Origin of the sequence: Burkholderia humptydooensis (assembly GCF_001513745.1) — a bacterium.
GTDB classification, from domain to species: domain Bacteria; phylum Pseudomonadota; class Gammaproteobacteria; order Burkholderiales; family Burkholderiaceae; genus Burkholderia; species Burkholderia humptydooensis.
In genome coordinates this window covers 180359-205766 of the sequence record NZ_CP013381.1, presented here as the reverse complement: position 1 = coordinate 205766, position 25408 = coordinate 180359, and the positions used below count along the sequence as shown (strand labels likewise).

The 25408-nt window shown below is 64.8% G+C and carries 21 protein-coding genes and 1 pseudogene; 9 read left to right on the top strand and 13 right to left on the bottom strand.

What is annotated here, in order from left to right:
* Window positions 1–33 precede the first annotated feature (33 nt).
* From hutU to AQ610_RS19175, 4 genes and pseudogenes are all read left to right on the top strand, one after another.
* Entirely contained in the window at window positions 34–1722 is a 1689-nt protein-coding gene (gene hutU / locus AQ610_RS19190; RefSeq protein WP_045554680.1) for a urocanate hydratase, read from the top strand.
* 399 nt (window positions 1723–2121) lie between these two features.
* Window positions 2122–3522, top strand: a complete 1401-nt coding sequence (locus AQ610_RS19185) for an FAD-binding oxidoreductase (RefSeq protein WP_006029635.1) — start codon at window positions 2122–2124, stop codon at window positions 3520–3522.
* A 123-nt stretch (window positions 3523–3645) separates the two neighbouring features.
* On the top strand, window positions 3646–4395 hold the full coding sequence (locus tag AQ610_RS19180; protein ID WP_045554681.1) for an electron transfer flavoprotein subunit beta/FixA family protein: 750 nt from the start codon (window positions 3646–3648) through the stop codon (window positions 4393–4395).
* Window positions 4396–4410: 15 nt separating this feature from the next.
* Window positions 4411–5340: pseudogene (locus tag AQ610_RS19175) on the top strand (electron transfer flavoprotein subunit alpha/FixB family protein); the annotation flags it as partial.
* Window positions 5341–5409: 69 nt separating this feature from the next.
* Here AQ610_RS19175 and AQ610_RS34135 read toward each other — a convergent pair.
* From AQ610_RS34135 to AQ610_RS19150, 6 genes are read right to left on the bottom strand one after another with little or no spacing between them, the layout of a single operon-like run.
* Window positions 5410–5634 (bottom strand): FmdB family zinc ribbon protein, encoded by a 225-nt coding sequence (locus tag AQ610_RS34135; RefSeq protein ID WP_009916997.1) that lies wholly within the window; start codon window positions 5632–5634, stop codon window positions 5410–5412.
* A gap of 7 nt (window positions 5635–5641) precedes the next feature.
* Window positions 5642–7069: a dihydropyrimidinase gene (gene hydA, locus AQ610_RS19170; RefSeq protein WP_006029633.1), complete on the bottom strand. Its 1428-nt coding sequence runs from the start codon at window positions 7067–7069 to the stop codon at window positions 5642–5644.
* Window positions 7066–8016 (bottom strand): dihydrodipicolinate synthase family protein, encoded by a 951-nt coding sequence (locus tag AQ610_RS19165; protein WP_009916996.1) that lies wholly within the window; start codon window positions 8014–8016, stop codon window positions 7066–7068. Before AQ610_RS19165 ends, hydA begins: the two co-directional genes overlap by 4 nt.
* Window positions 8013–9182, bottom strand: a complete 1170-nt coding sequence (locus AQ610_RS19160; protein WP_043283359.1) for an NAD(P)/FAD-dependent oxidoreductase — start codon at window positions 9180–9182, stop codon at window positions 8013–8015. The genes AQ610_RS19165 and AQ610_RS19160 overlap by 4 nt, the downstream gene beginning before the upstream one ends.
* Window positions 9179–10603 carry an FAD/NAD(P)-dependent oxidoreductase gene (locus AQ610_RS19155; RefSeq protein WP_043283358.1) on the bottom strand — a complete coding sequence of 475 codons (1425 nt, stop codon included), beginning with the start codon at window positions 10601–10603 and terminating at the stop codon, window positions 9179–9181. Before AQ610_RS19155 ends, AQ610_RS19160 begins: the two co-directional genes overlap by 4 nt.
* A complete protein-coding gene (locus AQ610_RS19150; RefSeq protein WP_006029629.1) occupies window positions 10596–10883 on the bottom strand; it encodes a (2Fe-2S)-binding protein in 288 nt (95 codons plus the stop codon). The genes AQ610_RS19155 and AQ610_RS19150 overlap by 8 nt, the downstream gene beginning before the upstream one ends.
* Before the next feature lie 164 nt (window positions 10884–11047).
* Between AQ610_RS19150 and AQ610_RS19145 the strand changes: the two genes are divergently transcribed.
* From AQ610_RS19145 to AQ610_RS19125, 5 genes are all read left to right on the top strand, one after another.
* On the top strand, window positions 11048–11872 hold the full coding sequence (locus AQ610_RS19145) for a transporter substrate-binding domain-containing protein (protein ID WP_006029628.1): 825 nt from the start codon (window positions 11048–11050) through the stop codon (window positions 11870–11872).
* 5 nt (window positions 11873–11877) lie between these two features.
* Window positions 11878–12546, top strand: a complete 669-nt coding sequence (locus AQ610_RS19140) for an amino acid ABC transporter permease (RefSeq protein WP_043283381.1) — start codon at window positions 11878–11880, stop codon at window positions 12544–12546.
* Complete coding sequence (locus AQ610_RS19135; RefSeq protein ID WP_009916994.1) at window positions 12546–13235, top strand: amino acid ABC transporter permease; 690 nt, start codon at window positions 12546–12548, stop codon at window positions 13233–13235. The genes AQ610_RS19140 and AQ610_RS19135 overlap by 1 nt, the downstream gene beginning before the upstream one ends.
* Window positions 13213–13950: an amino acid ABC transporter ATP-binding protein gene (locus tag AQ610_RS19130; RefSeq protein ID WP_006029625.1), complete on the top strand. Its 738-nt coding sequence runs from the start codon at window positions 13213–13215 to the stop codon at window positions 13948–13950. The genes AQ610_RS19135 and AQ610_RS19130 overlap by 23 nt, the downstream gene beginning before the upstream one ends.
* Window positions 13951–14035: 85 nt before the next feature.
* Window positions 14036–15295 (top strand): M20/M25/M40 family metallo-hydrolase, encoded by a 1260-nt coding sequence (locus AQ610_RS19125; RefSeq protein WP_006029624.1) that lies wholly within the window; start codon window positions 14036–14038, stop codon window positions 15293–15295.
* Here AQ610_RS19125 and AQ610_RS19120 read toward each other — a convergent pair.
* From AQ610_RS19120 to AQ610_RS19090, 7 genes are all read right to left on the bottom strand, one after another.
* Window positions 15286–15942 carry a GntR family transcriptional regulator gene (locus tag AQ610_RS19120; protein ID WP_006029623.1) on the bottom strand — a complete coding sequence of 219 codons (657 nt, stop codon included), beginning with the start codon at window positions 15940–15942 and terminating at the stop codon, window positions 15286–15288. The two genes, AQ610_RS19125 and AQ610_RS19120, sit on opposite strands and share 10 nt — an antisense overlap.
* 439 nt (window positions 15943–16381) lie before the next feature.
* A complete protein-coding gene (locus AQ610_RS19115; RefSeq protein WP_045554682.1) occupies window positions 16382–17650 on the bottom strand; it encodes an IS256 family transposase in 1269 nt (422 codons plus the stop codon).
* A gap of 70 nt (window positions 17651–17720) precedes the next feature.
* Window positions 17721–19439: a tannase/feruloyl esterase family alpha/beta hydrolase gene (locus tag AQ610_RS19110; protein WP_006029620.1), complete on the bottom strand. Its 1719-nt coding sequence runs from the start codon at window positions 19437–19439 to the stop codon at window positions 17721–17723.
* Window positions 19440–19467: 28 nt separating this feature from the next.
* Complete coding sequence (locus tag AQ610_RS19105) at window positions 19468–20607, bottom strand: porin (RefSeq protein WP_009916476.1); 1140 nt, start codon at window positions 20605–20607, stop codon at window positions 19468–19470.
* Between the two features lie 62 nt (window positions 20608–20669).
* Window positions 20670–21869, bottom strand: coding sequence for a 3-(3-hydroxy-phenyl)propionate transporter MhpT (gene mhpT / locus AQ610_RS19100; RefSeq protein WP_006029618.1), 1200 nt, complete (start codon window positions 21867–21869; stop codon window positions 20670–20672).
* Window positions 21870–22024: 155 nt separating this feature from the next.
* On the bottom strand, window positions 22025–23926 hold the full coding sequence (locus tag AQ610_RS19095) for a feruloyl-CoA synthase (RefSeq protein WP_006029617.1): 1902 nt from the start codon (window positions 23924–23926) through the stop codon (window positions 22025–22027).
* Window positions 23927–23936: 10 nt separating this feature from the next.
* Window positions 23937–25385: an aldehyde dehydrogenase gene (locus AQ610_RS19090; RefSeq protein ID WP_006029616.1), complete on the bottom strand. Its 1449-nt coding sequence runs from the start codon at window positions 25383–25385 to the stop codon at window positions 23937–23939.
* Between the last annotated feature and the right edge of the window lie 23 nt (window positions 25386–25408).

The window sequence follows — 25408 nt, the reverse complement described above, 5'->3', positions numbered from 1 at the left end:
TGCCCGATGAAACCAACTTGATTAAGAGTCGACATGAACAATCGGAAACATATTGACCCGCGTTTCGACCCAACTCGTACGATCCGCGCGCCGCGCGGCAGCGAGAAGACCTGCAAGAACTGGCTCGCCGAGGCCGCGTACCGGATGATCCAGAACAATCTCGATCCGGAGGTCGCCGAGCATCCGCACGCGCTCGTCGTCTACGGCGGCATCGGCCGCGCGGCGTGCAACTGGGACTGCTTCGACCAGATCCTCGCGTCGCTGAAAGACCTGAACGGCGACGAGACGCTGCTCGTGCAATCGGGCAAGCCGGTCGGGGTGTTCCGCACGCACGAGAACGCGCCGCGCGTGCTGATCGCGAACTCGAACCTCGTGCCGCACTGGGCGACGTGGGACCACTTCAACGAGCTCGACCGCAAGGGCCTGATGATGTACGGCCAGATGACGGCGGGTAGCTGGATCTACATCGGCAGCCAGGGGATCGTGCAGGGCACCTACGAGACGTTCTTCGCGGTCGCGAACCAGCACTTCAACGGCGATCCGGCGGGCCGCTGGATCCTGACGGGCGGGCTCGGCGGCATGGGCGGCGCGCAGCCGCTCGCGGCGACGATGGCGGGCTTCTCGATGATCGCGGTCGAGTGCGACGAATCGCGGATCGACTTCCGCCTGAAGACGCGCTACGTCGACAGGAAGGCGAAGACGCTCGATGAAGCGCTCGCGATGATCGACGAGGCGAAGCGCGCGGGCAAGCCGGTGTCGGTGGGCCTCCTCGGCAACGCGGCCGACGTGTTCGCGGAGATCGTCGCGCGCGGCATCACGCCGGACTGCGTGACCGACCAGACGAGCGCGCACGATCCGATCAACGGCTACCTGCCGCAGGGCTGGAGCGTCGAGCAGTGGCGCGAGGCGCAGAAGGTCGATCCGCAGAGCATCGTGCGCGCGGCGAAGCAGTCGATGGCGGCGCAGGTGCGCGCGATGCTGACGCTGCAGGCGCGCGGCGCGGCGACGCTCGACTACGGCAACAACATCCGCCAGATGGCGCTGGAAATGGGCGTCGAGAACGCGTTCGACTTCCCGGGCTTCGTGCCCGCGTACATCCGGCCGCTGTTTTGCGAAGGCAAGGGGCCGTTCCGCTGGGTCGCGCTGTCGGGCGATCCGGAGGACATCTACAAGACCGATGCGAAGGTCAAGGAACTGATCCCCGACGATGCGCACCTGCACAACTGGCTCGACATGGCGCGCGAGCGGATCGCGTTCCAGGGGCTGCCCGCGCGGATCTGCTGGGTCGGCGTGAAGGATCGCTATCGCCTCGGCCAGGCGTTCAACGAGATGGTGAGGAACGGCGAGCTGAAGGCGCCGGTCGTGATCGGCCGCGACCACCTCGACACCGGCTCGGTCGCGAGCCCGAACCGCGAGACGGAGGCGATGAAGGACGGCTCGGATGCCGTGAGCGACTGGCCGCTGCTGAACGCGCTGCTGAACACGGCGGGCGGTGCGTCGTGGGTGTCGCTGCATCACGGCGGCGGCGTCGGCATGGGCTTCTCGCAGCATGCGGGCGTCGTGATCGTCGCCGATGGCACCGATGCCGCGCACGAGCGCCTCGGCCGCGTGCTGTTCAACGATCCGGCCACGGGCGTGATGCGTCACGCGGACGCCGGCTACGAGCTCGCGCAGCGCACCGCGAAGGAAGCGGGCCTGAAGCTGCCGATGCTCGGACGCTGAGCATGACGGCACGCCATCACGTGCCGGTCGGCGCAACGCTGATCCGAGTGGCGGATCTCGTCGTGCCGTCCCGAAAGAGCGGCATGGAGTGACTCGCTAGGGCGTTTCGCGACAGCGAGTTTCCGTGGCAATCCAGTCCACATGCCAATACCCGCCCGCGTTGAATCAAAAACGTCGGCGAGAACCCAGCAATCCATTGCAACCTTGACAACGAAGTGCAAACATGAATAGCAGAGCATTTCGAACGTTGGCCCTCAACCAATCGAGTCCGCAACATCTGCGGCCCGTCGCTATTACAGACGAGCATTACCCGACTCCATCCGCACTTGCGTGGCCCCCAGCTGATGGCCGTCGCTCGGGCGTATCCCCATCTGCGTGCAGTACCCGGAGAATCGAAGCATGACTGAGGTCCGAAATTTCGTTATCACATCCTTGCGCGATGCCTTGGGAGCTGACGCTGTTCGGGTTGGCGCCGAAATCAACGATCGCTTTACAACGGACTGGACGCGGCACGAGCCTGCTCGTCCCGCCGCATTGCTGTTGCCTCGCACCACAGATGAAGTGTCGCGCGCAATGGCCATCTGTAATGACGCGCGGCAATCCGTTGTCCCGCAGGGCGGCATGACAGGGCTATCTGGCGGGGCCGTTCCTTGCAGCGCGGACATTGCAATGTCACTCGAACGTATGGCCGGTGTCGAGGAAATCGATGCCGCCTCCGCGACAATGACCGTGCTTGCCGGCACTACTCTGCAAACCGCACAGGAGGCCGCCGCCAGCGCTGGTTTCGAACTTGCACTTGACCTTGGGGCGCGTGGTTCCTGTCAGATTGGCGGCAACATTGCGACAAACGCCGGCGGTAATCGCGTGATCCAGTCTGGTAACGCGCGCGATCAGGTTCTTGGACTCGAAGTCGTACTTGCCAACGGCGCGATTCTGAGTTCGATGAACAAGATGATCAAGAACAACACCGGCTATGACCTCAAGCATCTGTTTATCGGCTCGGAAGGTACGCTCGGCGTTATCACGCGCGCGGTACTGAGATTGCGCCCGCAATGTGTAGTCCGGCACACCGCGATGGTAGCGTTCGATTCCTATAATCAAGCGGTATCGCTCCTGCGGAAAATGACCGGTCGTTTCGGCAACGAAGTCGGCGTGTTCGAACTCATGTGGTCTGATTTTTTTGATTTCGGTGCCTCCTTGGTGGACGGTGGGCGCTCTCCATTCGCGCAATCGTGGCCGCTCTATGCGTTAATCGAGCATACGAGTCTCGACCGTGAGGATCATGGGGAACGGTTCTCGGAATTCCTCTTCGGCCTGCTCGAAAACGAAGTGATCAAAGATGCCGTGGTTGCGCAGTCGGTTGCCGATGCGCAGGCTCTGTGGGCAATACGGGAATGCACGGCGGAATTCCCGGTCCATCTGGACCCGATCAACTTTGATGTCAGCCTGCCGACAGGAGCCATCGGCGAATTCGTCGACCGTTGTCGTGCAGCTCTGAACGAGAAGTGGCCCAAGAACGCGTCATATTTTTTTGGTCATATTGGCGATTCGAATCTCCACCTGACAGTTGACGGGCATTCTGTGCCCGACGTCACGCATCACGATGTGTACAGCTTCGTCTATGAAATGCTGAGGCCGTATCGAGGATCGATATCCGCAGAACACGGTATCGGATTGCTCAAACGGGACTTTCTTGGTGTGTCCCGCACTCCCGAAGAATTAGCTGCCATGATTGCCATCAAGGCAGCGTTGGATCCGAACAGAATTCTTAATCCTGGCAAAGTTCTACCCAGCGCATGAGCCTTTCGTTCCCGAGCTGGCAGATTGCCTGCTCGCGAGTTTTGACTGGTTTCCGCAAGAGCGGCTGAGCATCCGAAAATGGTCATATGACCGGGTTCTCCGGTCTTTTGTATCTGGGAATATATGAGAATTCTGGCACCAGTAAAAAGAGTGGTCGACTATAACGTGAAGGTCCGCGTGAAGTCGGATGGCACGGGCGTCGATATCGCGAACGTGAAGATGTCGATGAACCCGTTCGACGAGATCGCCGTTGAAGAAGCGGTGCGCCTGAAGGAAGCGGGCGTGGCGACCGAGGTGATCGCGGTGTCGGTGGGCGTCGCGCAGGCTCAGGAAACGCTTCGCACGGCGCTCGCGATCGGCGCGGACCGCGCGATTCTCGTCGAATCGAACGACGAGGTGCAGCCGCTTTCCGTCGCGAAGATCCTGAAGGCGCTGGTCGACAAGGAGCAGCCGCAGCTCGTGATCCTCGGCAAGCAGGCGATCGACGACGATTCGAACCAGACGGGCCAGATGCTCGCCGCGCTCGCGAACCTGCCGCAGGCGACGTTCGCGTCGAAGGTGACGGTAGCCGACGGCAAGGCTACCGTCGCGCGCGAAGTGGACGGCGGCGCGGAAACGCTGTCGCTGACGCTGCCGGCGGTGGTGACGACGGACTTGCGCCTGAACGAGCCGCGCTACGTGACGCTGCCGAACATCATGAAGGCGAAGAAGAAGCCGCTGGAGACGGTGAAGCCGGAAGACCTGGGCGTGGATGTCGCGCCGCGTCTGAAGACGCTGAAGGTGGTGGAGCCGCCGAAGCGCGCGGCGGGTGTGAAGGTCGCGGACGTGAAGACGCTGGTCGAGAAGCTGAAGACCGAAGCCAAGGTGCTGTAAGGGGAGCGCAAAGAGATGACGATTCTGGTGATTGCGGAACATGACAACGCGTCGATCAAGGCAGCCACGCTGAACACGGTGGCCGCGGCAACGAAGATCGGCGGCGACATTCACGTGCTGGTCGCGGGCCACGACGCGCAGGGCGCGGCGGCCGCGGCGGCGAAGATCGCGGGCGTATCGAAGGTGCTGCTGGCCGACGCGCCGCAGCTCGCGGACGGTCTCGCGGAAAACGTCGAGGCGACCGCGCTGAACGTCGCGAAGGACTATTCGCACATCCTCGCGCCGGCAACGGCCTACGGCAAGAACATCGTGCCGCGGATCGCGGCGAAGCTGGACGTCGCGCAGATCTCGGACATCACGGCGGTCGATTCGGCCGACACGTTCGAGCGCCCGATCTACGCGGGCAACGCGATCGCGACGGTGCAGTCGGGTGATCCGATCAAGGTGATCACGGTGCGCGCGACGGGCTTCGATCCGGTCGCGGCGGAAGGCGGCAGCGCGTCGGTCGAGAAGATCGACGCGGCGGCGGACGCGGGCATCTCGCAGTTCGTGAGCCGCGAAGTGACGAAGCTCGATCGTCCGGAGCTGACGAGCGCGAGCATCATCGTGTCGGGCGGCCGGGGCCTCGGCAGCGGCGAGAACTACACGAAGGTGCTGGAGCCGCTGGCGGACAAGCTGCAGGCGGCGCTGGGCGCGTCGCGCGCGGCGGTGGACGCGGGCTACGTGCCGAACGACTATCAGGTGGGCCAGACGGGCAAGATCGTCGCGCCGCAGTTGTACATCGCGGTGGGCATCTCGGGCGCGATCCAGCACCTGGCGGGGATGAAGGATTCGAAGGTGATCGTCGCGATCAACAAGGATCCGGAAGCGCCGATCTTCAGCGTGGCCGATTATGGCCTCGTCGGCGATCTGTTCACGTCTGTTCCCGATCTGATCGAACAATTGTATGCGGTCACGCTTTCGAGTTTGATCAACCGCTTCGCCAAGGGGGAGCGATGTGAAAATGGTCGAAGGCTACGGCTCGCAGCAGGGGCAATCGAATCGAGGCTTTAGATATGCACCGCTGTCGCCCTCATGCGTAGCGTCGTGATTCGACCGGAATGTCGACGGGAGCGTGAGTCTGACACGCGGCGCATGTTCCCCGCATCGCGGGCAGCACGCAGGAATATCTCGTTCGGAGACCGTGCGGCGCGCGTCAAATACACCGCAGCCGGGGCATGCATACTCGTACGTCGGCATGTCGTGGTCATCCGAGCGCGCCGAGCTCGCCCCGCGCGACAAACAGTCCGCGTCCCGTCGGGCCGACCCACTCGCCATTGTCGACAAGCCATTGTCCACGCAGCATCACTTTCTTGACACGCCCTGTCACTTGACGCCCTTCGAACAGTGTGAAATCACAGTCGCTGTGCTGTGTGTGCGCGCTGATCGTATGTCGTTCGTCAGGATCGAACAACACGATATCCGCGTCACTGCCGATCGCGAGCGTACCTTTCCTTGGAAACAGGCCGAATAGTTTCGCCGGAGCAGTTGACATCAATTCGACAAACCGGTTCAGTGAAATCATGCCGCTGCACACGCCGCCGTCGTAGACGACCGTCATCCTTGTCTCGACGCCCGGAACGCCGTTCGGAATCTTGGAGAAATCGCTCGCGCCGAGCGGTTTCTGATTGAAGTTTCCGCGATGGCCTTCCTTCATGCAGTAAGGGCAATGGTCGGTGGAGATCAATTGCAGGTCGTCGGTCCTGAGCGCCGTCCAGAGCGCATGCTGCGCTTCCTTTGAACGCAGTGGCGGACTCATCACGTAGCGGGCCAGATCGAAACTCTCGTCGGCATAAACGGACTCGTCGAAGAACAGATAGTGCGGGCAGGTTTCAGCGAAGACCGGAATGCCCAGGTCGCGCGCTTCGATCACGTGCTTGAGGGCTTCCTTGGCAGAAAGATGCACGAAGTAGACGGGCGCCTCCGCGAGCTCGGCCAGCTTGATGCCGCGGTGGGTCGCTTCGCCCTCCATGATGGCCGGACGAGTCAGTGCGTGATAACGGGGCGAAGTGTGACCCTGAGCGATCGCTTCGCGGATCAGCAGATCGATCACAGTGCCGTTTTCCGCGTGGAGCGCGATCATCCCGCCATGCTGGCCGACCATGCGCATGGCCTGGAAGATCGCCGCATCATCGGACATCACGGTCCCGGGGTAGGCCATGAACATCTTGAAGCTCGACACACCTTCATGCCGGATCGCGTCACGCATGTCTGCCAGAACTTGCTCGTCGACTTGCGTGACGATGACATGGAAGCCATAGTCGATATTGGCAGCGGACGACGCTTTTGCCCCAGCGCGCGCGATCGCTTCAAGCGGGCTCGTGCCGGGCGTCTGCAGCGCGAAGTCGACGATCGTGGTCGTGCCGCCAAACGCGGCCGATCGCGTGCCGGATGCGAAATTGTCGCAAGTGGTCGACGTGCCGAAGGTGTTTTCCATGTGAGTATGGCAGTCGACCCCGCCGGGAAACACGAGCAAGCCGCTGGCATCGATCACGTGGGTGTCCGGGCCGACTTCGAGCGCGTGACCGATGCACGCGATGCGTTCCCCCTCGACGATGAGGTCGGCGACGTAGTCGTCGACCGCCGTGATCAGGCGACCGCCCTTGATGAGGGTACGGGGTGTGGCGTGCGTCATGTGGAACTCCGGTCTGGTTCGAGGGCAAGGGCGAGGGCGGCTTCGAGACGGAAAATTTCGTCGGCGGACAACGATGTGACTGGCGGGCGTGCCGTCGGATGTGGAAACTTGCCGGCCAGGTGAAGGCACGCCTTGAGCCGCGCGGTGGCGCGCGAGCCGGGCGCGGTGCCGTAGATCGCCTTGGCGAGCGGATAGAGCATCGAGTGCATGCGCTGCGCGTCGGCGAGCCGACCTTCCGCCACCGCGCGATAGAGCGCAACGATCTGCTCCGGAACGAGCGCCGCGAGACTGACGAGACTGCCCTCCGTTCCTAGGGCAAAGCATGTGAACAGATGCTCGTCGCCGGAGGCCATCACGGCGACGTGCGGCGCGACCTCCCGCAGGAGCCTCCGATTCGCTTCGTATGCACTGGTTTCCCAGCTACCCTCCTTGACGGCAACGACGTCCGGCAGAGCGGCGAGCGCGGCGAGCGTATCGGGCGGATACGCCATTGCACCGGTACTGACGCCTGCCTGATAAAGGATCATCGGCAGCCGCGCAGTGGCGTTCGCGATGCGGTGGTGAGCGAGGACGATGTCACGATCGGTGGACAGCGCCCAGGAGAATGGGGGGAACAAGAGCAGCGCATCGGCGCCTGCGAGTTTGGCATCGTCAGCATGGCGTTGCGCTTCGTAGCTGTCCTCCGCGTTGACGCCCGCGACGATGATCGAACGATCGCCGCAAACTGCATGCGCGATTTCGACGACGCGTCGTTTTTCATCGCGGGAAAGTACATGGTTTTCGCCGGCGTGCCCGTTGACGAGGAGGCCGACGATGCCGCGCACCGACGTGACATCGTCGAGATGGCGGGCGAGCGCGGTTTCGTCGAGCGTGCGACCGTGCGCGTCGAGCGGGCATAGCGTGGCGGCGTACACGCCGTGAAACGGGTGCGGTGTCGAGGGAATCATGCGGTGGCTTCCGGTGAGGTCAGGGTGGGCGTACCCGTTGATGCGATCAGCCGCGCGGGGTCGAAGAGCGGCATTTCGAGTGTCCGGCCAAGCATCGCATCGGCCAGCAACTTGCCCATATAGGGGCCGCTCGTATAGCCGGAATGCACACAACCGATTACCCAGGCATCGTCGTGCCCGGGTAGCGCGCCGATCATCGGCATCGCGTCCGCGGTTTCCGCCTCGAGGCCGAGCCAGATTCTTGCGACGCGCGCGTGCTCGAGAGCCGGAATGACGTGCTGCGCGAGACGCAGGTTGCCGATCAGGTTCTGCGGCAAGGCCTCGACTGCGCCACGCGTGCGGTCGCCGATGCCTTGCCAGCCACCGCCGATCAGGACGGTGCCGTTCGCGAATTGCTTGAGTGAGAGGAGCCCGTTTGCGATGCTCAAAACCGAGCGCATCACCGGCGGCATCCGCTCGGTGACGATCAATTGATTGACGAGCGTCTTGACCGGAATGTGAATGTCGAGCAACGCGAGGAGTGGTTCCAGCCATACGCCGCCTGCCATCACGAGACGCGTCGCCTCAACGGACACGGCACTATCCGGGCCGTGCAGGCGATAGCGGCCATTCGCGCGGTCAATATGCGTGACGGGCGTATGCTCCAGAATCTCGACCCCCGCTTCGCGCAACGTTGCGTGATAGGCGCGCCCCGTCAGATAGGCAGTTGCGAAGCCGTCGGTAGCACAGAATGCCGCTTCGCGTACGGCGGGATTGAGCCCGGGCTCGATCCGGCATGCGTCAGCGGCGGATATCAGATCGATTGCAGCGCCGTATTGACGGCGCGCATCGGCCCGCTTCCTCAGCAGCGCGCATTCGGCATCGGTGAACGCGAGCGACAGTCCCGCGGCGGGCGTCGCGAGTACGCCGCCGCCGAGCCAGGTGTCGGCATGCATCCACATGTCCCATGCGCGGAGGGCATATGGAACGAGAGCGGCTCGCGTCATGTGCAGCGTCAGCGTGCCGGCGTTTACGCCCGACGCAGCTCGACACAGCGCATCCCGTTCCAGCAGCACGACGCGCATCCCGGCGCGGGCCAGAAACAAGGCGGTCGTGCATCCCATGACGCCGCCGCCGACCACGGCAGTGTCGTAATGACCGGAGATCCGATGGGGTTTCGCTTTCATAGCGGTGCAGCCTGCGGAATCGGAATATCGTCATAGCAAAACGTCCCGGTGAGCGCTCCGATGGGAACGAGCCGCAACGGCGCGCGCGCGGTCAGGCAGCCGGCTGCTTCGCGTGTTCCGACCTCCGCACGGCGCGCAAGCAATTCGCCTGCAATGTCGCCGCAGGTACGCCCCTGGCACGGTCCCATGCCGCAGCGTGTCCAGGCCTTCAACTGATTGATGTCGAGTGCACCGGCATCGATCGCGGCGTCGATCTCGCTGCGTCGTACGTCTTCGCAACGACAGATGATCGTATCTGCCGCAATCGCGTCCACCTGGCCCGGCCGCAGGGCCATCAGACGGGCCATGGCATGACCGGCCCGTGCCGCCTTCCGATATGCATGGCGCAAACTGTCGATCCGTTCGGTCACGCGCGCGACATCGGGCGCCGACAAGTCGAGCGCGCAGGCGTTGCCTGCGAGTTTTCCGTGAATGGCGGCCGCTGCCGCACCGGCGATCCCGGCCGCGTCGCCCGCGACGTAGAGGCCGGACCGGGATGTCCGGCCGTCATCGTCGGCACTGGCAGTCCAACCTCCGGCATCGCGGGAATAGCGGTGCGACGCGCCGAGCAGGCGCGTCACATCGGTGGAAGGCGTGAGGCCGTGGCCGACCGCAACACAGTCGGCGATAACCGTCGTGTGCGCGCTGTCGATCGGACGCCCGGCGGCATCGCATCGAGCCAGCGTGGCGAGCAGGCGCTCGCCGTGCGGCTCGACGCGCACGATGGTATGACGCGAGTGAATCGGTACACCGGCACGCCGGATGACACGCCACCAGTCGAAACCTTGGCGCAACAGGTTGAGGCGCGCCGACATCGACGGTAGCGTGCGCAACCAGTCCGCATGTCCCGCCAGATCGGCTATCCCGACGACCTGGCCGCCTTTCATGATCGTTTTCGCCGCGACGGCGGCGAGCAGCGGCCCACATCCCGCAACGAGCGTCGTTCGCCCGGGCAGCCGGTGCTGCGATTTCAGCAGGATGGTTGCGGCGGCAAGACCGATGACACCCGGCGTCGTCCAGCCGTCGAAAGGCACGACGCGTTCCGTCGTGCCGGTTGCGACGACGAGTGCGCGCGCGTTGCATTGAACCAGGCCGCGCGGCCCGACTGCGTCGATGCGGTAGTTGCCGCCGATCGACCACACCGCATGATCGGTGAAGACGGACACGTCGCTCGTTTCGACGGCTGTTCGCAATGCGTCGCCATTCTCGCGCTCCGCGTCGCCGTCGACCGGCCGCGGATCGACGGGCGCTCGATAGACCTGTCCGCCAATCGCACGATTCTCGTCGAACAGCGCCACTTTCAATCCTTCCCCGGCTGCGGCAAGCGCCGCGTTTGCACCAGCCGGTCCACCGCCCAGCACGACCAGATCGAAATCAGTCATGGACGCAGACCTCCGGAACTGACCGAACGCGCAGTGCCGCCGTCACCGTCGTGCGGCAAGCGAGCAAGCGTTCGCCGTTGACCATGACGAGGCATTCCTGACAAGACCCCATCAAGCAGAACATGCCGCGCGGCTGAAACAGGCGGGGACTCTTGCGAAGCGTCTTGACGCCGGCGGCGAACAGGGCCGCCGCGACGCATTCACCCGCGCGGGCAGTGAACTTTCGTTCGTCGAAGAAGAATTCGACCGTGGCAGCCTGATCCGCGATCTCGTTTCGCATGACGTTCTCCGGTTGCACAGCGTTGCTTGACAACAATTTTGGGCGATGATTTGATACTAACGTATACGATTCGTATACGCAAAATGGCCAAAAAAATCGTGCTTCGAGGCGAGCGTTTTCAGCCCGAATCTTTGCAACCCGACCCGTATCGTTAGGAGCTTTCCATGCAGCCTCCGATCATCCTGAGCCGTCTTCTTGCCGCCGGCCTCGCCGCTGTCGCGCTGATCGGCGCGTCCCCGGCCCACGCGCGTTCACTGCAAGAAATCCTCGAATCAAAGAAGATCGTGTTCGGTATCAATCCGAATTTGCCGCCGCTCGGTTTGTACGACGCGAAGAATACGATCGACGGCTTCGATGTCAGCGTTGCCCGCAAGCTGGCCGATGCGCTCAGTGTGAAGCTCGAGATCGTTCCCGTCGGATCGGCCGATCGCGTGCCGTTCCTGATGGCCGACAAGATCGATGCGGTGATGGGCGGCATGACCCGCAACCCGGACCGTTTGAAGGTGATCGATTTCACCGATCCGGTGAATACCGAAGTGCTGGGCGTCCTGACGACGCAGGCCACCACGTTCAAGGACTACACGCAACTGAACGATCCCTCGGTCAGGCTGGTGCAGGTTCGCGGCACGACGCCGGTGAAGCTGATCCAGGAGCAGTTGCCCAAGGCGCAATTACTGCTGCTCGACAACTACCCGGACGCGGTGCGCGCGATTGCGCAGGGGCGTGCCGATGCGCTGATCGACGTGCTCGATTTCATGCTGAGCTATACGAAGAACTATCCGACGAAATGGCGAGTCGTCGATTCACCGATCGAGGTCGACTACGATTGCATCGGTATCCGAAAGGGCAATACCGCGCTGACCGAACGTTTGAACAAGGAAATCGCCACACTACATAAAACAGGCTTCGTTGCGGCCAGCTGGAAGCGCTGGTTTGGCGGCCCGATGCTGCACGATCCGACTACGGCGCCTATGACCGCCGAAAAGTGACGACGATGACACTTCAGTTCGCCCCGATCCTCGAACAGTGGCCGTATCTGCTCGCAGGTGCATGGTTGAGCCTGCAGATCGCCATGCTCGCGTTCGTGTTCGGCATGCTGATTGGCGTCGTGTGCGCGTCCATTGTGCATTACGGGCCGGCATCGCTACGGCGAGTTGTCGCCGCCTACGTCATGTTCGCGACCAACACGCCACAGCTCGTCCAGATATTCTTCCTGTTCTTCGCGCTGCCGGAAGTCGGCGTGACGCTGAGCCCGTTTTCGGCGGTACTGATCGGCGCGACCTTCAACGCAGGCGCCTACCTGTGCGAAATCCAGCGCGCCGGTTTCGCGTCGGTGCGTCGAGCAGAGATAGAGGCGGCAGAGGTGCTCGGGTTTTCGACCTCGCAGATTGTGCGTTACGTCATCTTTCCGCATGTGTTGAAAGTCATGTTTCCGCCGTTGTCGAACCAGTTCATCATGATGACGCTCGGTACCTCGATGGCATCGGTGTTCGGTGTCGAGGAACTGACCGGGCGGACGTTCAATCTCAGTTCGCAGACGTATCTGTCCATCGAGGCGTTTAGTGTGGCGGCGGTGATGTACATCGCGATCACGTTGATTGCGACGTTCGCGCTCGCGGCATTTGGGCGATATGCCTGCCGAGCGAAGATAAAGGTGTTTTGATGGTCGATACTGCCGCGTCGGAACTGCGCCATCTGTTCTCCTACTACAACGCCGCGCTGCTGGTACAAGGTTTCGTTGCGACCCTCGTGCTCTCCGCCGTCGGGTGTGCCGCAGGCTTTGCCATCGGGTTCGCCGTCGCCGTGGTCCGGGTGACGCGTACCCGCGCACTGGCGCCGGTTCGGGCGCTGCTATTCGCGTATTGCGTCGTGTTTCGGCGTATACCGTTCCTCGTCAAATTGATGCTTGTGTTCTTTGCGAGCCAGTCAAGCGGCGCAAAGCTGTCGACATTTGCGGTCGCGCTCGTCAGCGTAAGCCTGATTGCGTCGGCATATCTGGGCGAAATCGTTCGAAGCGGGCTCGAATCCGTTCATCCCAATCAGCGCGAGGCGGCCGTCACATTGAATTTCGGTTACTTGAAAATGCTGCGGTATGTGGTTGTGCCACAGGCTTGGCGGGTGATCGTGCCGCCGACGTTCGGTTTTTTCGTCATGTTCATCAAGGATACCGCGCTGGCCTCGCAGATCGGCGTGATGGAGCTGACGTCCGCCGGAAAGGTGCTCAACGACAAGGGATTTTCCGCCGGCCTCGTCTACGGCGCGATTCTGCTGCTGTATTTCGTCATGTCTTACCCGCTGTCGCGTTTTGGAAAGCATCTGGAGAAGAGCCTTGCCGCAACTCGAAATCGTTGATCTGAAAGCGTCGTATGGCCCGCATACCGTCCTCGAAAGCATCAACCTTTCTATCGAGAAAGGCGAGGTCGTCAGCCTGATCGGTCCGTCCGGATCGGGCAAGAGCACATTGTTGCGCGTGCTGCTCGGGTTACTGCCGCTTGCGCAGGGCAGCGTGCTGCTCGATGGTCGCGAGATCGATTACACCAGCCGCGAGCGCGTGCGTGCGTTGCGTACAGATGTCGCAATCGTGTTCCAGCAATACAACCTGTTTCAGAACATGACCGCGCTCGAGAACGTGATGATCACGCCGACGAAGATTCGCGGCAGGCCGAGCGAGCAGGTGGAACGGGAGGCTACGGCGCTGCTTACGCGTGTCGGTCTGGCTCACCGACTGCATGCGTATCCGGACGAGTTATCCGGCGGTCAGCAGCAGCGCGTCGCGATCGCCCGTGCGCTGGCGCTGAAACCCAAGCTGCTGCTACTCGACGAGGTGACTGCCGCACTCGACCCCGAACTCGTCAACGAGGTGCTCGATACGATTCTCGAGCTGGCGCGGGACGGCATTACGATGGTGATCGTGTCGCACGAGATGAGCTTTGTTCGGCAGGTATCGTCGAAAGTCGTGTTCATGGCTGGCGGACAGGTCGTTGAGTCCGGATCGCCGCAAGCAATTTTCGATGCCCCGCAAGAATCACGGACGCGAGAGTTCGTGGGAAAGATTCTGCGCCATTGAGCCGGTTCGGCACCGGAAATCATGTTCGCGTCGTGCACCGTTGGTGCAGCGGCGCGGTAGCTCACTGCCATTCAAGGAATCCCAAATGGATGCAAAGTTGCTTTCAGCGGCGCTGCTCGACACGATCGATCGAAATTTCGCAACACAGGTCGATTTTCTCGCCGCACTTGTGCGTAAGCCGTCAGACAACCCGCCCGGCGACTGCGCCGCACATGCGGACATGGCAACCGACTGGTTGGAGACACTGGGCTTCACCGTCGAGCGGCATTCGGTGCCCGCGCCTGAGGTAATGGCGGCCGGTATGGTCAGCGCGACCAATCTCGTCATTCGCCATCGTTTCGGCGACGGCCCGGTTGTGGCGCTGAACGCGCATGGCGATGTCGTTCCACCGGGCGATGGATGGACTGCGGATCCGTACGGTGCCGAAATCCGGGACGGCTGGATGATCGGCCGCGGCGCCGCCGTATCGAAATCCGATTTCGCGACCTATGCGTTCGCGCTCAAGGCGCTGATCGATAGCGGCGTGCCGCTGGCCGGTACAATCGAACTTCATTTTACATACGACGAGGAGACCGGCGGCATCGTCGGTCCCGCATGGCTCTTGAAGCAGGGCATCGTGAAGCCCGACTATGCGATCTGTGCGGGCTTCTCGTATTCGATCACGACCGCACATAACGGTGCGGTGCATCTGGAGGTGACGGTGCGCGGCAAGTCGGCGCACGCCGCACGGCCCGATACGGGGCATGACGCGCTCGAGGCGGCCACGGCTGTGCTCGGTGTGCTCTACGCTCACCGGGACACGCTGCGCGAGATCCGCTCGACGACGCCGGGCATCTTGCATCCGACGCTCGTCGTCGGCCTGATCGAAGGGGGTATCAATACGAACGTGGTGCCGGACAACGTAACGTTCCGGCTCGATCGGCGCGTCATCCCGGAGGAATCGCCTCACGACGTGGTGAGCGACCTGAAGACACTGATCGGCACGGCAGTCACCGGTTGGCCCGGCATTGGCGTGGAGATTCGCGAAGTTCTGGTGACGTCGCCGCTGCGCGCCATCGATGGCGCAGAGCGCTTGTCTGCTGCACTCCAGCGGGCGGCCAAGGAGGTGTTCGGTCAGGATATCCCGACGGAAGGCGTGCCGCTCTATACGGATGCACGCCTGTATTGCGAAGCAGGTGTTCCGACGGTCATTTACGGGGCGGGCCCGCGTACGCTGCTCGAGGCGAACGGCCACCGCGCCGACGAGCGCGTGGCAATCGAGGACCTGCGCATCGCGACGAAAACGGTCGCGTTGGCGCTGCAGGACTTACTCGGGAGTCCGACGCACGAGTTGAATCAGCCATAGGTACCTTCGGCCAGACGCTCGAGCACGTAGCGGCGGAGATTCTGAAGATGGGTACGCACGGCGGCGCGCGCTGCCTGTGCGTCGTCCGCCAGATAGGCTTCGAGAATCGCGAGGTGTTCGGCGCGATCGTCCTCGATGCGATTAAAGGGCGTAACCAATTCGAATAGCCGACTGTTGGTTCGAACGAGTTCGATCGTTCGCGCCAGTACATCGTTGCCGCTCGCGCGGGCCATCAGCGTATGCACCTGGTCGTCGACTTCCCAATGTGCCTGTTCCTGCTGGCCGCTGCTGAGAGACTTGATTTTCTTGACAAGCTGGTGAATCTGCTTTTTGTCGATCTTGCCGATGGCGAGTGCGACTGCCTCGGACTCTAGGAGTTCTCGCACCTTCATTGCCTGAAAGTATTCCTGCGCGCTGACGAGGCGTACCGAGTATGAACGCGCACCAGAGCGAACCAGCAGGCCTTCGCCTTCAAGGCGGAGGAGCGCTTCACGCATCGGCGTGCGCGAGATGTTCAGTTCCTCGGCGAGGCGTCCTTCGACGACCGGGCCGCCGCTTCTGAGCGCTTTGTCGAGGATCATGCGGCGCAACGTCTGGTAGGCGAGTTCGCCAAGTTTTTCGGAATGGAACGGTGCGGGCGCTGTCATATGTCTCGCGGATGGATTTTTCAGTATATTTATTGTATACGTTGGACGAGTGTGGTGGGCTTGCAAGCTGCGGAACAGAAGATCCATTGGGGATGCGAGCCGCGTATTGTTCCTGAGTTGGGTCCAGCCGAATTCCGTGTCAAGCACGATGCCGCGCATCTTTCGACTCCCGGCCGCCCCTCTTATAGCACAAGCAGTGTCGACGATGCTGGTCGTTAAAACGCCCATCGGTGGCGCTGCTTGTTGCCAAGTTCCGTCGAGGGACCTAGGCAGGGCCGTGCGGCCCCTATAACTAAAGAGCGTCGACGCGACGTTCATCGCGGCTAGCGGAGCGTGCCTGTTTTTCTTAAGATTGTTCGTGGACAGCGAAGGAGGCCGGACATGAACCCATTACTTCGGAGGTGTCAGGAATTTCGTGTGCTGAGGCCGGTTAAGAATCTCAGCTGATGGCGGAGGTGAATCGCTCGCCGAACAGAATGGCGAACTGATTGACTGCTTGCCGCCAAGTGATAGGCGGCATCTTCCAATCCTTTTCGATGTTGCGCAAGGCCAGGTACAGCAGCTTGCTGGCGGCTTCGTCGCTCGGGAAGTGGCCGCGGCTCTTGACGATCTTGCGCAACTGCATGTGCATGCTCTCAATGGCGTTGGTCGTATATACGATTCGACGCACCTCGGGCGGATAGGCGAAGAACGGGATCACCTGTTCCCACTGGCGCTGCCACATGGCCGCGACGGTAGGGAATTTGCGCCCCCACTCGCTCTGCGCAAAGGCGTCGAGCGCCGCGGCCGCCGCCTCGGCCGTGGTGGCCTGATAGATCGGCTTGATCGCGGCAGCCAGCGGCTTGCGGTCCTTCCAACTCGCCAGATTCAGCGAATTGCGGATGAGATGCACAATGCAGGTCTGGATTTGGGCGGCCGGATAGACTGCCTCGATCGCTTCGGGGAAGCCGCGCAATCCATCGACCACCGCGATCAGGATGTCGTGCAAGCCGCGGTTCTTCAACTCGTTGAAGACCTTCAGCCAGAACTTGGCGCCTTCGGTTTGCTCGATCCACAAACCCAGCACTTCCTTGCGGCCGTCGGCGCGGATGCCCAATGCCAGATAGACCGCCTTGTTCTTGACCATGCCTTCGTCGCGGATCTTCAGCCGCAGCGCGTCAAAGTACACGATCGGATACATGGCCTCGAGCGGGCGTTGCTGCCACTGCTCGACGTCGGCCAGCACCTCGTCGGTGACCGTCGAAATCAGATCGGGCGACACCTGCAGCCCGTACAGTTCCAGCAGGTGGCCCTGAATCTCGCGCACGCTCATGCCGCGCGCATACATGCTGATGACGTGGTCGTCGAAGCCGGGCAGGCGGCGTTGATACTTGCCGACCAATTGCGGCTCGAACGTCGCCTGCCGATCGCGCGGAATATCCAGCTTCAGCTCGCCGTTGGGCGTCAGGACCGTCTTGGGACTGGTGCCGTTGCGGTGGTTGCCGGCCTTGCCCTGCTCAGTCTCGGCTTCCAGATGGTGGCTCAACTCGGCCGCAAGCATACGCTCGGCCAGTTGCTTCTTGAGCTGGCCGGCCAGCCCCGATTCGCCCAGGATCGACTCGGCGTCCTTGCTCTGCACCTGCGCAAGGAGTTGATCGATCAGTTCATCGGGAAACAGCTTCGGCGCCTTCGGGTTCTTGCTCTTCTTGGTCACGGTTGCTTCGGTCATAGAACGTTATTTCCCTTATCGTCTCATGACCTCGGCACACTAAATCTGACAGGCTCCACGCGCGGCAACCTCACCGGCAACTGAAACTCCCCGCCGAATTCACATCCCCCGCCCCGCTATACCGCGCCACTTTCGGATAAGGACACAGCGGCCGCGTCCGCCCCGCTCCCCATGCCGTCGGCACTTCCGCATTCGGCACCGCATTCCCCGCATCGCGCGCGGTCGCCACGACCGCCTCCGGCGGCTGCCCCTGCTCGACCCACGCAACCAGCGGCGTCAACATATCGAACTGATCCGCCGCCGGCCCGCCCGAACAATGATTCATCCCCGGCACCGGATAGAACCGCGCGAAATCCGACGCATCCCCGCCGTTCGCCTGAGCGAGCCGCGCATACCAGTCGCGCGTATCGTTGAACGAAAACACCGGATCGCCGGTGCCGTGATAGACAAGCAGCTTCACACCGCGCGCCTTCAGCGCCGACAGGTTCGTCTCGTCGGGCGGCGTCATGAACGACCACGCGGATTCCGCATACACACCGCTCGTCGCGAAAATCGCCGGCGCGTCGTTATCCATGTCGAAGCCGAGCGCGAAGCCCGGCAGGTTCGCGAGCGTCGCCGCGGGCTTCGGCGGCGTCACGAACGTGAACGCCATCGCGGCCGGGTCGAGCGTGACCGAATTCGACTGCTTCCACGCGGCCCAGCCGCTGCCGGCAACGCCCGGGTCGTACGGAAAGCTCGCGTACAGCGCCGCGCCCGCGCTGTTGCGCGCCCCCGCGAACACGTTGGCGAGCGCAGTCTTCTGCGCGCCCGTCAGGCACGCGCCGGTGCGCGCGCCGTTTGCGCAGGTCGGAATGTCCACATCTACGCTGAAGTGCGCCTGGCACGCGGCAACATCCTGCACCATCCCGTCGGCCACACCGTCGAGCGCATCGCATTTCTCCACGATCTTCGCGCCGACGAACTGGCGCTCGGCGTCAGTGAAGCCGCTGCGGATGTCCGGCAGCCCGTTCGATCCGGTCGCCGACGCGATCTTCGCGAACTGCTGTGCACCGTACATCTCGCCGATCGCCGCTTTCGGCAGGTGAAAGCCCGGATCGCCCGCGATGATGCCGTCGTAGTCGCCCGCGTTGCGCACGGCCGTCACCATCGCGTGACGCCCGCCGTTCGAACAACCGCCGAAATAGCTGCGATCGGGGGCCTTGCCGTACGCGAGCCGGATCACCTGCTTGGCCATCGGCGTCAGTGCGTCGACGGCGCCGTAGCCGTAGTCAATGCGCGCCTGCGAGTCTAGGCCGAACAGCGGATTCTGCGCGGCGCTGTGCCCGGAATCCGAGCTGATCACGGCGAACCCCATGTTCAGCGCATCGTTCAGCGGCCCGCCGCCGCCAATCTCGCCGGTCGCGGTCACGACGTTGCCGTCGAGCCCGCCGTTCGCCTGGTAGAAGAAGCGGCCGTTCCACGCCTTCGGCAGGCGCATCTCGAAGCCAATCGCGTAGGTCTTGCCGTCCACGGGGCTCACGCGCTCGTTCATCTTCCCGGCGATCACGCAGTGTTCGGCGATCGGCTTGCCGGCCACCGTCAGCGCGCCCGCGGCGGCGGTCGTCACCGACGTGAACGACGTGTTCGCATACGCGAGCCGCGCGGCGAGCGCGTCGCAGGTCTGCGTCATCGCGGCCGGCGTCGCGGCGCTCAAATGCGGAGAAGCCGGCGAGATCGAATCGTCGCCGCCGCAGCCGGCGAGGATCGCGGCGGACAGCGGCGCAACGCAAAGGAGTACGGATTTGTTCATGGTGTCTCCGTTTCGTCGGGAACGCGGCTCAGAACAGATGCTTGACGCCGACCATCGCGCCGAGCTGGTTCATCCCGGCGCCGGGCGTCGTGCCGGGGCCGCCGCCGCTGACCGCGTAGCGCGCGTGCGCGCTGTTCCACAGATACGAGGTCTGCGCGTAGACCGAGGTGCGCTTCGACAGCGCGTAGGTGGCACGCAGCGTCGCCATCGTCGCGCGCGTATCGTGCGCGGTGTTGACGATCCGGTAGCCCTGGCCGTCGACCGTGAACAGCGGCGTGAACGCATACGACGCACCGACGAAGAACAGGTCCGAACGTGCGCCCGGCGCGGCAGGCGCTTCGGTCGTCACGCGCCGTCCGAGCCAGCCCGCGCCGATGCGCGCATGGCCGACGTTCACGTAGCCGCTGACGTGCGTGCGCGCATCCTTGTCGGCGCTGGTCGTAAAGGCGGCGGGCGCGACGCCGTCGAAGAAGTTCGCCGCCGCGTTCGCGCCGCCGCGCTGCTCCTCGTACGACGCGGCGACGCCGAACAGCGCGCTGTCGTACTTGAGCATCACCGACCAGTCGCGGCATTCGACCGCGTGGCCCGGCACCTGCCCCGCGCACGTGCCCTGCCCCGGCGAATTGCCGGTGCCCGCGCCGTCGCGGCCGAACGAATAGCCGGCGCCGAACGTGAAGCCCTTGTAATTCGCCGTGTACGTGACCGCGTTGTCCGCGCGGCCGTTCGGCACGTAGGCGTCGAGCGAACCGAGGCCGTAGATGTCCGGGCCGACGATGTCGGCGCCCTGCAGCGCGAGGTAGGTCATCATGTACTGGCGGCCGAACGCGAGCGTGCCGAAGCCGCTCTTCAGCCCGACGAACGCTTGCCGGCCGAACAGCCGGCCGCCCTGGCCGAGATCGCCGCCGCGCACGTTGAAGCCGCTCTCGAGCACGAACACCGCCTGGTAGCCGCCGCCAAGATCCTCGGTGCCGCGCAGGCCCCAGCGCGACGGCAACTCGCCCGTCACGGCGGGCATGCGCACGACGTGGTCGCCGGCCGCGTTCGCGTGCGACACGTATTCGATGCCGGTGTCGATGATCCCGTACAGCGTCACGCTCGACTGCGCATGTGCGCTCGCCGCGGCCAGCGCGCATGCGCCGGCGGCCAGCAGGGCCTGGGTGTTCTTCATGATGACGTCTCCGAACCTGTGTTGATGTCGCGCTCTGATGGCGCTCGTGGATGAAACGAAATTCAGTCGCCCGCCTGCGGCCGCCCGATCAGCAGCCACGCGGCGACGGCGGCGACGAGCGTGACGGGGATGCTCGCGCCGATCACGACCGGCGCACTGCGGCCTGCGGCCAGCAGCGTCGCGGCTGCGAGCGGCCCGACCACGGAGCCGAGCCGGCCGACGGCAACCGCCGCGCCGACGCCTGTGCCGCGCATCGCGGTCGGGTAGTAGATCGCCGCGAGCGCGTACAGTACCGACTGCCCGCCGATCACGAACATGCCGGCCGCGAACGCGGCCGCCGCGAGCGACGCGAAGCCCGGCGCCGCCGCCAGCGCGGCGAGCGACAGCACGATCCCGGCGTACATGCCGCCGACGACGCGCGTCGCGCGCATCCGGTCCATCGCCGCGCCGATGCCGAGCGCGCCGAGCCCGCCGCCGACGTTGAACGCGATCTGCACGAGGCCGACGTGCGCGCGGTCCAGCCCGCGCGCCGCCATCAGCGACGGCAGCCAGTTCAGCAGGAAGTAGAGGACGATCAGCGTGCAGAAGTAACTGACCCACAGCGCGAGCGTGGACAGCGTGCGCCCTCCGCCGAACAGCGTGTGCGCGACGCTCGCGCGCTCGGCGCCGGCGACGCCGAGATACGCGCGCGACTCGGGCAGCAGACCGATCAAAAGCGGCACGAGCAGCAGAGGCCCCACGCCGCCGACGTAGAAGATGTGGCGCCACTCGGCGTCGCCGGCGAGCAGCACGCCGATCAGCGACGCGATCACGCCGCCGAACGGAATGCCGCAGTACATCGCGGCGACCGCGCTGCTGCGCGCGCGCGGCTCGACCGCTTCGGACGACAGCGCGATCAGGTTCGGCATCGCGCCGCCGAGCCCGATGCCGGTCAGCACGCGCACGGCCACGAGCATCGCGAAGCCCGCCGCCTGCGCGGTGGCGATCGACAGCAGCCCGAACAGCGCGACCGATGCGATCAGCACGCGCTTGCGGCCGAACCGGTCCGCGAGCCGGCCGCCGAGCATCGCGCCGGGCAGCAGGCCGAAGGTGCCCGCGCTGAACGCGATGCCCATCTGCGACACCGTGAGCCCGAATTCGTGCGCCATGCGCGGCGCGGCGACGCCGACCGACTGCAGGTCAAGCCCTTCGAGCAATGCGATCGCGAAGCACAGCACGAGGGTCGTCGCGATCGCCGGCTTCTCTGCAACATAGGTGTTCATTTTGTCTCCAGTCCTATGCAAATCCCACGTGCGCGTCCGCCGCCGGCCAGAGGCTGACGAACGCGCTGTCTCCTGGTCGAGCGGCAGCCGTTATCAGGCAGCCTGATTTATTGGTCGAAAAATGCCGGTCGGCAGCTCACCCGACCGGCCAATGCTCAAGCGTGGATCACATCCGGGTCGCCGGCCGCCGGATCGCCGCGCGTCGCGTCGTAAAGCGCCTCGATCGCCGCCGCGCGATGCTGCTGCACGGCCGCCTGGTTCAGCGAGCCCTTGTCGGTGACTTCGCCGAGATCGAGCGACGGCGGCGTATCCATCAAGCGGATGCGCGCGACGAACGTCGAGCTGCCAGTCGCGCCGCGATTGAGCCGTTCGAGCCACGCGGCGAACGCCGCGCGCACGGCAGGCGCGCGCAGCACGTCGGCCACCGCCGCATCGCCGCCGAGCCCGGCCAGCGCCCGGCACGCGTCGACGCGCGGAAACACCAGCAGGCCGATGTCGTCGCGATTGAGCCCGGTCACGACCACGTCCTGCACGTAAGGCGCGCCGCTCGACACCGCCTGCGCACGCAGCGGCCCGACGCTGACGAAGGTGCCCGTGCTCAGCTTGAAATCCTCGGTCAGCCGGCCGTCGAACTGCAGGCCGAGCTCGGGCCGCGCCGGATCGGCGAACGTCGCCGCGTCGCCACTGCGGTAATAGCCTTCGTCGTCGAACACGTCGCGCGGATCGACGTCCGCGTGCCAATAGCCGCGCATCACGTTCGGCCCCTTGAAGCGCAGTTCGAGCTTGTCGCCGCACGGCGCGAGCTTCACGTCGCAGCCGGGCGCGGGCAGGCCGATGTAGCCCGAGCGCATCAGCGGGCCGGTCGTGAACAGGCACGACGGCGACGTCTCGGTCATTCCGAGGCCCGCCATGATCCGGATGCGTTCGCCGCAATGCGCTTCGGTCACGCGGTCGAGGCGGTCCCACACCGCTTGCGACAGCCCCGCGCCGCCGAAGAAGAACAGCTTCACGCGCGAGAAGAACGTGGCGCGCAGCACGGCGTCGCGCTCGAGCGCGGCGGTCAGCTCCTCCCAGCCCTTCGGCACGTTGAAGTAGATCGTCGGCGCGATCTCGTGCAGGTTGCGCACGGTCTCGTCGAAACGGCCCGGCACCGGGCGGCCGTCGTCCAGGTACAGCGTGCCGCCGTTGTACAGCGCGATGCCGAGGTTGTGACTGCCGCCGAACGTGTGGTTCCACGGCAGCCAGTCGACCAGCACCGGCGGCTCGCGCGTCAGTTCCGGCATCGTCTGGCGCAGCATCTGCTGGTTGCTGCACAGCATCCGGTGCGTGGTCGGCACGGCCTTCGGCTGCTTCGTCGAGCCGGACGTGAACAGGATCTTCGCGACGTGATCGGGGCCGACCGTCTCGTGGACCAGGTCGATCGTCCGCGGCACGGTGTCAAGCAGGCGCGCGAACGGCACGGCGTCGCGCCGGCCATCGGCCTGGCCGCTTTGCGCGACGATCAGCGTCGCGTCGGCCGGCAGCGCCGCATCGAGCGCGCGCGCGAACGCGTCACCGTTGGCGGCGAACACCGCGCCCGGCCGCAGCACGCCGAGCGTGTGGCGCAGCTTGCCGTAGTCGGTCGACACCAGCGAATACGCAGGCGAGATCGGCGCATACGGCACGCCGGCCAGCATCGCCGCGAACATCAGTTGCAGGTGTTCGAGGTCGTTGCCGGACAGCACCGCGAGCGGCCGCTTGGCCGACAGCCCGAGATCGGCGAGGCCCTGCCCGAGCGCACGGGCGCGCTCGAACATCTGCGCGTAAGTGATCTCGATCCAGCGGCCGTCTTCGCCGCGGCGCGCGGCGAGTACGCGGTCCGGATGCGCGTGCGCGCCGTTCGCGAGGCAATCGGTCAGGCGCTCCGGATACGCGCCGAGCGGTTCGAGCGCGCGCAGCCGCCAGGTGCCGTCGGCGTCGCGGCGGATGTCGGCGTCGCCCTGCGCGACCGCCGCCGCGCGATAGCGTGCGCCGCCGGCGTTGCGATCCGCGGCGTGCGAGGTAATCGATGCGTTCATCGTTTCCCTCTCAGATCGGATAGTGGCGCGGCGCGGTCTGCACGGTGATCCAGCGCAGCTCGGTGAATTCGGCGATCGACGCTCGGCTGCCGAAGCGGCCGTGGCCGCTCGCCTTCACGCCGCCGAACGGCATCTGCGCTTCGTCGTGCACGGTCGGGCCGTTGATGTGGCAGATTCCCGATTCGATCCGCCGCGCAACCGCCAGCGCCCGCGCGATGTCGCGGCTGAACACGCTCGCCGCGAGCCCGAACTCGCTGTCGTTCGCGAGCGCGACCGCGTCGTCGTCGCTGTCCGCGCGCAGGATCGCGACGACTGGCGCGAACGATTCCTCGCGATACAGGCGCATGTGCGGCGTCACGCCGTCGACGATCGCGGGCTGCATCACCGCGCCTTCGACGCGACAGCCGAGCGGCAGGTGCGCGCCATGCGCACGCGCATCCTCGACCAGCGACGCCGCACGCGCGGCCGCCGACGCATCGACCATCGTGCCGAGCGCATAGCCCGCGTGCGGATCACCGGCGACGAGCGAGCGCGCCTTCGCGGCGAGCCGTTCGACGAGCGCATCGGCGATCGCCCGCGCGGCGATCACGCGCTCGGTCGACATGCAGATCTGCCCCTGGTTGAAGAATGCGCCGAACGCGATCGCGTCGACGGCGGCGTCGAGATCCGCGTCGTCGAGCACGAGCACCGGCGCCTTGCCGCCGAGTTCGAGCAGCACCGGCTTCAGGTGCGCCGCCGCGTGGCGCGCAATGATGCGCCCGACGTGCGTCGAGCCGGTGAAGTTGACGCGCTTCACGTGCGGATGCGCGATCAGCCGTTCGACGAGTGCCGGCGCGTCGTCCGCCGCGTGCGTGACCACGTTGACGACGCCAGCGCCGAGCCCCGCGTCGTGCAGCACCGCGCCGACCAGCGCGTGCACGCCGGGGCACGCCTCGGACGCCTTCAGCACGACCGTGTTGCCGCACGCGAGCGGCATCGCGAGCGCGCGGGTGCCGAGGATCACCGGCGCATTCCACGGCGCGATGCCGAGCACGACGCCGCACGGCACGCGCATCGCAAGCGCGAGATTGCCGGGCACGTCGGATGGGATGAGGTCGCCGTCGATCTGCGTCGTCATCGCGGCCGCCTCGCGCAGCATGTTCGCCGCGAGCGCCACGTTGAAGCCGTACCAGCCCGGCGTCGCGCCGGTTTCCGCGACGCCGGTCGCGACGAACGCGTCGATGCGCGCGTCCATCAGGTCCGCCGCCTTCAGCAGCCGGCGGCGGCGCTCGGTCGGCGCGAGCGCGGCCCAGGCGGGAAACGCGCGGTGCGCGGCGTCGACCGCCGCGTCGACGTCGGCGGCGCCTGCGGCCGGCGCCCGCGACGCGAGCGCGCCGGTCGCCGGGTTGAAACGGTCGAAGGTGCGCCCGTCGCGCGCCGCGCACCATTCGCCGCCGATCAGCATCTGTCTGTCGGTCATTGGTGTCTCCAGTCCCATGCCTG

Bases quoted from the DNA above. Each gene is read 5' to 3' on its own strand.
- hutU (WP_045554680.1), top strand. From the start codon at position 34: ATGAACAATCGGAAACATATTGACCCGCGTTTCGACCCAACTCGTACG.
- AQ610_RS19185 (WP_006029635.1), top strand. From the start codon at position 2,122: ATGACTGAGGTCCGAAATTTCGTTATCACATCCTTGCGCGATGCCTTG.
- AQ610_RS19180 (WP_045554681.1), top strand. From the start codon at position 3,646: ATGAGAATTCTGGCACCAGTAAAAAGAGTGGTCGACTATAACGTGAAG.
- AQ610_RS34135 (WP_009916997.1), bottom strand. From the start codon at position 5,634: ATGCCGACGTACGAGTATGCATGCCCCGGCTGCGGTGTATTTGACGCG.
- hydA (WP_006029633.1), bottom strand. From the start codon at position 7,069: ATGACGCACGCCACACCCCGTACCCTCATCAAGGGCGGTCGCCTGATC.
- AQ610_RS19165 (WP_009916996.1), bottom strand. From the start codon at position 8,016: ATGATTCCCTCGACACCGCACCCGTTTCACGGCGTGTACGCCGCCACG.
- AQ610_RS19160 (WP_043283359.1), bottom strand. From the start codon at position 9,182: ATGAAAGCGAAACCCCATCGGATCTCCGGTCATTACGACACTGCCGTG.
- AQ610_RS19155 (WP_043283358.1), bottom strand. From the start codon at position 10,603: ATGACTGATTTCGATCTGGTCGTGCTGGGCGGTGGACCGGCTGGTGCA.
- AQ610_RS19150 (WP_006029629.1), bottom strand. From the start codon at position 10,883: ATGCGAAACGAGATCGCGGATCAGGCTGCCACGGTCGAATTCTTCTTC.
- AQ610_RS19145 (WP_006029628.1), top strand. From the start codon at position 11,048: ATGCAGCCTCCGATCATCCTGAGCCGTCTTCTTGCCGCCGGCCTCGCC.
- AQ610_RS19140 (WP_043283381.1), top strand. From the start codon at position 11,878: ATGACACTTCAGTTCGCCCCGATCCTCGAACAGTGGCCGTATCTGCTC.
- AQ610_RS19135 (WP_009916994.1), top strand. From the start codon at position 12,546: ATGGTCGATACTGCCGCGTCGGAACTGCGCCATCTGTTCTCCTACTAC.
- AQ610_RS19125 (WP_006029624.1), top strand. From the start codon at position 14,036: ATGGATGCAAAGTTGCTTTCAGCGGCGCTGCTCGACACGATCGATCGA.
- AQ610_RS19120 (WP_006029623.1), bottom strand. From the start codon at position 15,942: ATGACAGCGCCCGCACCGTTCCATTCCGAAAAACTTGGCGAACTCGCC.
- AQ610_RS19115 (WP_045554682.1), bottom strand. From the start codon at position 17,650: ATGACCGAAGCAACCGTGACCAAGAAGAGCAAGAACCCGAAGGCGCCG.
- AQ610_RS19110 (WP_006029620.1), bottom strand. From the start codon at position 19,439: ATGAACAAATCCGTACTCCTTTGCGTTGCGCCGCTGTCCGCCGCGATC.
- AQ610_RS19105 (WP_009916476.1), bottom strand. From the start codon at position 20,607: ATGAAGAACACCCAGGCCCTGCTGGCCGCCGGCGCATGCGCGCTGGCC.
- mhpT (WP_006029618.1), bottom strand. From the start codon at position 21,869: ATGAACACCTATGTTGCAGAGAAGCCGGCGATCGCGACGACCCTCGTG.
- AQ610_RS19095 (WP_006029617.1), bottom strand. From the start codon at position 23,926: ATGAACGCATCGATTACCTCGCACGCCGCGGATCGCAACGCCGGCGGC.
- AQ610_RS19090 (WP_006029616.1), bottom strand. From the start codon at position 25,385: ATGACCGACAGACAGATGCTGATCGGCGGCGAATGGTGCGCGGCGCGC.